Annotated in this window: 8 protein-coding genes and 1 pseudogene; 1 reads left to right on the top strand and 8 read right to left on the bottom strand. The window is 46.0% G+C overall.

Annotation, left to right across the window (positions count from 1 at the left end; translation table 11 throughout):
- From prpB to ACVA54_RS12090, 6 genes and pseudogenes are all read right to left on the bottom strand, one after another.
- Positions 1-167 (bottom strand): annotated as a pseudogene (prpB, locus tag ACVA54_RS12115) (methylisocitrate lyase); the annotation flags it as partial.
- A gap of 95 nt (positions 168-262) precedes the next feature.
- Positions 263-1,903, bottom strand: a complete 1,641-nt coding sequence (locus ACVA54_RS12110; RefSeq protein ID WP_099079465.1) for an electron transfer flavoprotein-ubiquinone oxidoreductase — start codon at positions 1,901-1,903, stop codon at positions 263-265.
- 18 nt (positions 1,904-1,921) lie between these two features.
- A complete protein-coding gene (locus ACVA54_RS12105; RefSeq protein WP_446620129.1) occupies positions 1,922-2,689 on the bottom strand; it encodes an enoyl-CoA hydratase/isomerase family protein in 768 nt (255 codons plus the stop codon).
- 56 nt (positions 2,690-2,745) lie between these two features.
- Complete coding sequence (locus ACVA54_RS12100; RefSeq protein ID WP_099079463.1) at positions 2,746-3,948, bottom strand: thiolase family protein; 1,203 nt, start codon at positions 3,946-3,948, stop codon at positions 2,746-2,748.
- 16 nt (positions 3,949-3,964) lie between these two features.
- Positions 3,965-4,426: a MaoC family dehydratase gene (locus ACVA54_RS12095; protein ID WP_099079462.1), complete on the bottom strand. Its 462-nt coding sequence runs from the start codon at positions 4,424-4,426 to the stop codon at positions 3,965-3,967.
- A 12-nt stretch (positions 4,427-4,438) separates the two neighbouring features.
- On the bottom strand, positions 4,439-5,224 hold the full coding sequence (locus tag ACVA54_RS12090) for an SDR family oxidoreductase (RefSeq protein WP_099079461.1): 786 nt from the start codon (positions 5,222-5,224) through the stop codon (positions 4,439-4,441).
- 375 nt (positions 5,225-5,599) lie between these two features.
- Here ACVA54_RS12090 and ACVA54_RS12085 point away from each other — a divergent pair, with 375 nt between their 5' ends.
- A complete protein-coding gene (locus ACVA54_RS12085; protein WP_446620128.1) occupies positions 5,600-6,349 on the top strand; it encodes a PEP-CTERM sorting domain-containing protein in 750 nt (249 codons plus the stop codon).
- Between the two features lie 324 nt (positions 6,350-6,673).
- Here ACVA54_RS12085 and ACVA54_RS12080 read toward each other — a convergent pair whose 3' ends face one another.
- Together ACVA54_RS12080 and ACVA54_RS12075 are read right to left on the bottom strand one after the other, a co-directional pair.
- Positions 6,674-7,606 carry a hypothetical protein gene (locus ACVA54_RS12080; protein WP_446580794.1) on the bottom strand — a complete coding sequence of 311 codons (933 nt, stop codon included), beginning with the start codon at positions 7,604-7,606 and terminating at the stop codon, positions 6,674-6,676.
- A gap of 59 nt (positions 7,607-7,665) precedes the next feature.
- A complete protein-coding gene (locus ACVA54_RS12075; RefSeq protein ID WP_119464426.1) occupies positions 7,666-9,120 on the bottom strand; it encodes an MBOAT family O-acyltransferase in 1,455 nt (484 codons plus the stop codon).
- Between the last annotated feature and the right edge of the window lie 26 nt (positions 9,121-9,146).

The raw sequence follows: 9,146 nt of genomic DNA, 5'->3' as shown, positions 1-9,146 counted from the left end.
GGCAGGCCGTAAGAGGCATTAGCAATGCCCCCGCCCGACAAGTAAATCGCTTGGTGGCCGACATTTTTGGCCATCATTGCGGTGTACGGGTTGATGGTGCCAACAATTTGTAGCGGATCGTTTTGCTCAACGGCGAGCCGGAATTTCGCCCCTGGTGATAAGCTCATGACAATTTCCTTCTAGTCTTGTTCTTTCTCTCACTTGTCATTGAATTAAAGCCAGCATCAACAAGATACTGGCTAATTGTGCACAAAGAGAGGTGTTACATATTTTGGTAACCTGGGCCACCGCCGCCTTCTGGCGAAACCCAAGTAATGTTTTGTGACGGGTCTTTGATGTCGCACGTCTTACAATGCAAACAGTTTTGTGCGTTGATCTGCAAGCGCTTACCCTGCTCATCATCAACCACTTCATAAACCCCTGCTGGACAATAACGTTGCGCTGGCTCAGCAAAGACGGGTAAGTTAGTTTGGATCGCGATATCGGAGTCCGTTAACTGCAGGTGACAAGGCTGATCTTCTTCATGATTGGTATTGGACATAAACACAGAGGAGTTTTTGTCAAAGCTCAGTACACCATCTGGCTTAGGGTATACGATTGGCTCATACTTCTCCGCTGGCTGCAATTTGGCATGATCGTACTCTCTATCGCGCAGCGTGATTGGCGCTTTACCGCCAAGCAAATTCTGGTCTAGATAGTTAAACGTTCCCCCGGCCCATAAACCAAACTTATGCAGTGCTGGGCCGAAATTTCGGCTACGATACAGTTCGTCATATAGCCAAGACGCTTTTAAGCGCGCTTCGAAGTCTGCTCCCGTCAACCCTTTTTCGCTCGTACAGGCCGTAAATACCGCTTCTGCTGCCAACATGCCCGACTTCATTGCGGTGTGGGTGCCTTTAATTTTTGCTACATTCAGCGTGCCAGCATTACAACCAATCAGCATACCGCCAGGGAAGACCATCGAAGGTAATGAGTTAAGGCCACCCTTTGAGATCGCGCGAGCACCATATGCCAAACGCTTGCCGCCTTCAAGATGAGCAGCAATGTCTGGATGATGCTTTAAGCGCTGGAATTCTTCATAAGGGTTCAGATATGGGTTGCGATAGTTGAGATCAACTATCAGACCAACAGAAACTTGGTTGTTGTCACCGTGATATAAGAAAAAACCACCCGAAGCTTCGCTGCCTAGTGGCCAACCCGAGCCATGCACGACCAAACCTGGAGTGTGTTTTTCTGCCGGGATCTCCCACTGCTCTTTGATGCCCAAACCATAATGCTGTGGATCGCACGCTTTATTTAGCTCAAAGTGTTCAATAATTTGTTTACCGAGATGACCGCGCACGCCTTCGCTGAATAGGGTGTATTTGGCATGCAATTCCATCCCCATCATAAAGCTCGCTTTAGGCTGACCTGATTTGTCACGCCCCATGTCACCCGTGGCGATGCCTTTTACCGAACCATCTTTATGGTACAGCACTTCACTGGCTGAAAAGCCGGGGAAAATTTCGACGCCCATCTCTTCCGCTTTGCGTGCCAACCAACGACACACATTGCCCAAACTGGCAATGTAGTTACCATCGTTATGCATTGGCTTAGGAATAGCAAAGTGAGGTAGCGAAACACTCATTTCCTCGTCTTTTAAAATAATCACCTGGTCTTGCGTCACACCACAAGTGAGTGGCGCATTTTCTTCTTTCCAATTTGGGAAGAGCTCATCCAAAGCACGAGGTTCGACAATCGCACCGGATAATATGTGCGCGCCCACTTCAGCCCCTTTTTCGACCACACAGACTGACAGTTCTTTTTCTGCTTCTTGTGCCAGTTGCATAAGTCGACAAGCAGACGCTAAACCAGATGGGCCCGCCCCCACGATCACAACATCAAATTCCATTGATTCACGCATATATTCTCTCCTTTTTACCTACTTCCCTGAAAAGATAGGCTGACGCTTTTCAAAGAAGGCACATAATCCTTCTTCGAAATCTTGACTGATAAAACACTGCTGCTGCAGCTCTGCTTCCATTGCAAATGCTTGTTCGAACGACAATTTTTCAACCTGTTGTAATAGCGGCTTAACATGGCGTTGTGCGATTGAAGGCCCCTTAGAAAACTTTTCCGCCCAATCAGCTACAAATGGCTTTAATTCATGGTGTGTCACCACTTTATTGGTTAACCCCAAGTCAAGGCACATCTCAGCATCCATGCTTTTTGCTTCAAGACATAACTCAAGTGATTGTCGATACCCGAGCTGCTTGACAAAATGCCAACTTGTTCCGCCATCCGGTACTAAACCAAGTAACATAAATGCCGGGTATAACTGAGCGTTGTCGGCCATCACTAATAAGTCACAACTCATCGCTAATGCTGCGCCGATACCAGCAGCAACACCATGAACAGCGGCGATAAAAATTTTGTCAGAATGGCGAATCATATTGAAGATTGGCGCATACTCTTCTATCAGTTGAACCTGAACGTCATCGCACTCGTTGGAAAGTTCAGATAAGTCGGCACCGGCAGAAAAACAGTGGCCTTCAGCCAGCAACACCACGGTTCTAATTTGCGCGTCATCATTAATGAGTGTCAAAGCGTCAACTAACTCGGCACGCATTTGCTGATTAAATGCATTTAAACTGGCTGAACGAGTGAGCGTAATGAAGCAGACCTTTTCGGTCACAGAGACATTCAGCAATGAATTCTCTTTCCTTGACCATACATGCTCATAAACAGACAACGTAAGCTCTCCTATTACTTCACTTCAAACAGTGCTGCAGCACCCATACCGCCGCCAATACACATGGCAACCACAAGGTAACGAACACCTCGGCGTTTCGCTTCACGCAGGCCATGACCGACCATGCGCGCACCGGACATGCCAAACGGGTGACCAATAGAAATGGCACCGCCATTGACATTCAAGCGGTCATTTGGGATCTCAAGCTTGTCACGACAGTAAATAACTTGGCTGGCGAATGCTTCGTTGATTTCCCACAAGCCGATATCATCCACTTTTAAATCGAATCGGTTAAGCAGCTTTGGAATTGCGTAAATTGGACCAATGCCCATCTCTTCTGGTTTGCAGCCAGCAACCGCCATTCCTTTGAACTCACCCATGATATCGAGACCGTGTTGCTTCGCTTTCTCTTCGCTCATCAGCAGTGTGGCTGCCGCACCGTCAGCAAACTGAGAGGCATTACCCGCGGTAATGTGCTGGCCTTGCTTAACGTAAGCGCCATCGCTCCAGACCGTTTTTAGATTCGCTAGGCTTTGATAATCCGTCGATGGGCGATTACATTCATCTTTGTCGGCACGAACTTCCACGTGACCCGCTGGCTGACGATTTTCATCAAATATCAGCTTATTTACGCTAAGAGGTACAATTTCATCATCAAACAGGCCGGCTTCTTGTGCTGCCGCAGTACGTTGCTGACTCTGTAGTGCGTATTCGTCTTGCTGCTGACGCGTGATGCCATAGCGTTCGGCGACAATTTCTGCTGTTTCTATCATCGGAATGTAAGCCGATGGCGCCTGTTCGATCACGGCTTCTGAGCGTGCACGGTAACTGTTTTTGTGCTTGGTTTGCGTCAAAGAAAGTGATTCAACACCACCGGCTACCACCACTTCCATGTCACCCGTCATGATGTTGTTTGCCGCAACGCTGATGGTCATCAGGCCAGACGCGCACATTCTGTCGATAGCCATGCCCGGTACCGATTGAGGCAGACCAGCGGTGTACGCACAAAGACGACCAATGTTGTAGCCCTGCGTTCCTTGTTGAACCGCCGCGCCCATAATAACGTCCTCAACGAGGCTTGGATCGATCTGGGCTCGCTCAACCACTTCCTTCACCACAGCACCACCAAGAACGGGGGCTTCGGTGTCATTAAAACTTCCTCGGAATGATTTCGCCAATGCGGTGCGAGCCGCCGAAACAATAACCGCTTTTTTCATTGTCTACTCCTTGACCTTACTTGAATGAATAACGACTGATGGTATCCACGACACAACCTGGACGTTCTGAACCTTCAATTTCGATCGTGATTCGAATGACGGCTTGATATGCTTCACCGATCTTCTCTACGCGGATCACGTCACCGCGTCCACGAATTTGACTGCCAACGGGAACGGGCGCAGGGAAACGGATCTTGTTACAACCGTAATTCACACCCATTGCCAAATTTTGAATATCGATAAGTTGAAAAAGGAAATCACTGGCAAGCGACAACGTTAAATAGCCATGCGCAATGCACGCACCAAAAGGCCCTTTTGCCGCTTTTTCCTCGTCAACATGAATCCACTGATGGTCATTGGTTGCTTCAGCAAATAAATTGATGCGTTGCTGTGATATGGTCAGCCACTCTGTCGTACCTAGCGTCTTTCCCTCAAGGCTGAGCAGTTGTTCTGGATTGGTGATGGTTACATTTGACACGGTTATTCTCCATTAAGCGCGTTGTGAACTGACAGGCACGACTTCACCGGTCATGTAAGAGGCATAGTCACTAGCCAAGAACATCATTACGTTCGCCACTTCCCACACTTCAGCAGCGCGTCCAAAGGCTTCCCGACTTGCCAGTTGTTCCAATAGTTCTGTTGAAGAGGCTTTCTTTAGGAAGTCATGTAACGCAATAGAAGGGGATACCGCATTAATACGAATACCATGCTCTGCCGCTTCCAACGCACTGCATCGAGTTAGTGCCATTACGCCCGCTTTTGCTGCGGCATAGTGGGCTTGCTCTTTTTGTGCTCGCCAGCCGAGTACCGATGCGTTGTTAACAATGACGCCCTTCTTACGCTGCTGCATATAAGGCAGTGCCGCACGTGTCATGCGGAAAGTGCCCGTTAGCGTCACATCAAGAACGAGTGACCATTCGTCATCACTCATCTCAATAATCGATTTCTGGCCGCCCAGTCCGGCGTTATTGATAAGCACATCGATACCATTCAGTTTGCTGTTAGCTTGCAAAACCAAGGCATCCACTTCTTCTTGCTTGGTGACGTTACACAACTGACCGTAAACTGGCGTATCTGGATGCTGTTCCTGCAATGCGGTCACTGCTTTATCTAACCGCCCCGGATGAATGTCCGATATCATCAGGGCACGACATCCTTCCTCAAGTGCGCGCTGAGCGGCAGAAAAACCGATACCCGCCCCCGCCGCCGCGGTGATCAATACGGATTTATCTTTCAACAACCCGTGACCTTTGACATATTCTGGGATCTGACTCATCACCCAATCTCCTAACTTCAAAAACAATTCAAACCGTAATTGGGATCATTCGAACACAGTGATCATTGGGTGCCATCGTCAAACTGGACTAATTGAAGATATTCGACAGGATTTGATGGTATATGCCCCTGTCACTCAACTGAGCCACCATTCCACCGAAATTGAGCACTCAGCAAGCAACAGAGTCGAAGTACAAACGAGCAATGAAGCGAAAGGGAAAATGTCAGTAATTTTTACACTTCTCATCTACATCGTTAACCTAACAATCACAAGTAACTGATAAAAAACATCTTTCCGATTTGGCACGAATGCTGCTGTTAATAAAGCGCAGTAACAAACTTTGTATTAACTTCTAAATACGATAAGGAAATACACATGGAAATAGCTAAATATGGGCTGTACACTGCGCTCGCCACCTCGCTAGCGTTCGCCTCGCAAGCAAATGCTGTGATCATTGACGATTTTGACAACCCTGATGCAATTGGTGTGAACTATGTGCAAGATACGACAGTCGATGACTCAGGTAGTGGTAATCCAAGCGAAGCAACGTATGATGATCCCCTTGGTATCCTAGGCGGGGAGCGCGATCTCTGGGTTAAGCTGTTAGATAACCCCGAAGGTTCATTGACTGGTGTCGCTCTGTCGGTGGCAGCAGGAAGTCTTAGTTATGGTACAGGTTCAAGTGTAGTCGCGGAGGGTAAAATTCAGTACGACGGCAATGACAATGATGCGGTAAATATTGATACCGCAGGTTTAGGCTCTGTAGACCTTACCCTTAATGGCGGTGACGCCTTCCTACTGGATGTCATTGATACTGACCTTGGCTTTACGTTCGGAGTGCAAGTCTGGTCTGCGTTAGGTACCGAGACTGACACTGTCGTGTATACCGCTTCGGGTGCTACTACGGGTCTAGCCGCCCTTGCTTTCAGTGACTTTGTAGGGGTAGATTTTACGGACGTCAGTGCGATAGAGTTTACGATCAATACTAATGGGAAAGCAGGCCAAGCTGATATTGACTTTTCGATCGGTAGTGTCGTCTCTGTTCCTGAGCCTGCCAGTATTGCGTTCTTCGGCGCTGGTCTACTTGGATTAGGGCTGCTGCGTCGCCGCAAATCTCAGCTATAGGCATTGAACTAAAGGACATGCTTTATATACTCTTTTACTGTTCACTGTCATTTTGACTCGCACTTCACAAGCCGTTTGCCATATCGCAAGCGGCTTATTATTACAGGCAATTTGATGAAACGGCATGTTGCTTTTCGAGCCTAACTCAGTTTAGGCCTTTCCTGAACGGATTGAAGATATGATATCTAGCCCATATCACTAATTTAAGTTCATGCATACTCGCCAATACAATTCAGACTATTTCTAAGAATTGACGCAGAGATGGAATAGGGGACCAGTCCTGAATAGTGGTTTACCTTGGGATTGCTTAGTCATGTAAAAGATTTAGTGTTTTTTAAAATAGGGAATGAGTTTATTCGCAGCATCCATGGAGAGAGCTATCGCTCCGTTTTTGTTTAGGTGGCCCGGATCAGCCCAGTTGGATTTCTCTTTAAATATACGCTCATCAAAATAGAGCCATTGATTGTCAGGGTATTGGTCGGCAAATACAGACACGTCTGGCGCACCAAAACTTGGTATATATGCATACGCTATTGGTACATTATATTTTTCAGCTAATTCCGAAATCTGCTCAACATAATAGAAGTTAGCATTATGAGAGAGGTAGAACGTTAACTCGTCAAGCCAACCTAATGGCCTTGAGATACCCTTCATTGGATGTAATGATTGTTCCGAGGCAACACCCACCCTCTCCTTTCCATCTGCCCAAGATATGGCATTGTTAAGATGTGAACCGTGATAGTCCACCGCTGAGAAGCCCGTTTTAAACCCAAAAAACTCGGGAAAAGAATCATAAGATGCCGTTTTAATGGTCCTTAATGGTAGACGAATAAGATTACCAAAATACCTCAGATTCACAATCCAAGGCGCAGCGTAAAGATCTTCTGGCTGCGCAAGATAATGCGTACCTGGATGGAGATCTCTCGCTTCTTGCTCTCTTACTTCAAGTACAATAAGCTTTGGCTTGCGACTCTCCAATAACTGTTTAACCAACGTGTAGTGCATGTCCCGGCCAAAATGGGGAATCGCAAAGTTAACAACTCGGAGCTCATCGTCACCTAGCGACTGCTCGACCAAGCGACTATCGATGCCATTCATGGTATGGGACGTACCAAAAAACGCAACATCGATCGGCGTGTCATCAAAGTGAATACGTTCATAAATCCATGCTGCGGCTTTATATGAACCAATATCAAGCAAACGATAACGCGTATAAGGCGAATCAGGCAGGAAGGAAATGCCGACCAACAAAGTCATGCTTGCTAGCAAGCAAGTAATCAAGAGTTTTAAGTGATAACTAGGACTAGATTTCATAATTAAAAGTTAAAGTAAATAAATACTGTGGGTTGTGCCATGAACATTAAGGATGCAGCCAGTAAACAACTGATATATGCCAGCGCTCCTTTGCGGAATTTAAACTTGTCAAAAAAGATCGTTATTGGTTGCCAGTCATCTGGGGTTTTCCAACCCTGGTATTCGAACATCTGTGATACGTTTGGCGTAAATTGTGTAATGAAAAATCCAACAACAATTAGAAAGATCATATAGGGCTGCACCTGAATAACTTCAGAGGTTGCTGATGAAAAGCTTAGCATCTGATAAACAATGGTCATGGCACCATGTAACGTTTCGGCTCTAAAAAACACCCAAGCGATAACCACAAAGAAAAGCGTAACCAGAACAAATAGGGGTTTAAAGCTAGATAAGTTTATGTTTCTGGTCGCTGATTGAAAGGCGTGGTTAGCGATGAGATAGAATCCGTGCAATCCACCCCATATAATGAAGTTGAAACCCGCCCCATGCCATAAACCACCTATCAACATCGTCAACATTAGGTTGCGATAACGACCTATTGCACCATTTCGGTTGCCACCTAAAGGGATATATAGGTAATCACGAAGAAAAGCCGACAGAGTGATATGCCAGCGCCGCCAGAACTCAACAATGGATTCTGACTTATAAGGGGATAAGAAGTTAATTGGCAACCTTATACCAAACATCAAGCCTAACCCAATTGCCATATCCGAATAGGCTGAAAAATCGAAGTATAGTTGTAGCGTATAACTCAGCGCACCGACCCACGCCGCGAAGGTTCCAATGTAATCACCTTTATCTGCATGGGAGAACACTTCTGTTGCTAATACTTCAAGGTTATCCGCAAGCAGTAGTTTCTTAGCTAAACCGATGATGAATATAAACGCGCCTGCTGCAAACCACTCGCCGTTAAAACCAAGATTTTTCAGTCTCATGAACTGAGGAATCAACTCTTTATGGTGAACAATTGGCCCAGCGATAAGTTGTGGAAAAAAGGTCACGAATAAGCTGTAATGCCAAAAACTGTAGTCGACATCCTTTTCTTTGTAACAATCCACTAAATAGGCAATTTGTTGAAAGGTATAAAATGAGATGCCAACCGGAAGAATAAACTTAGTCAGTCCCATATCGATATCGGTGAGATAATAAAATATTTCCCCAAAAAAGAAGGAATACTTGTAGTAACCGATAACAGCAAGGTTATAGGCAATACCCAAGATGAGGAAATACTTCGCGATTTTACCTGTTTTTTGTACATACTTTGATATGACAAAGTTCACCAGTATCGAGGCAATAATGATGTGACCATGCAACCAATTAGGCAAAAAATAAAACACGAGGGATATTACCAGCATCACTCGTATCGACTCGGTTGGACGATAGAAAAAGGTCATCCAGTACAAGCTTAACGAGAGCGGTAAAAAAGCAAAGACAAATTCAAATGTTGGAAAAAGCATCAGTTCAATCCCACGATATAGAATTA

It is taken from the genome of Vibrio sp. PNB23_22_6, assembly GCF_052877535.1.
This window is presented reverse-complemented; position numbering and strand designations above follow the sequence as displayed.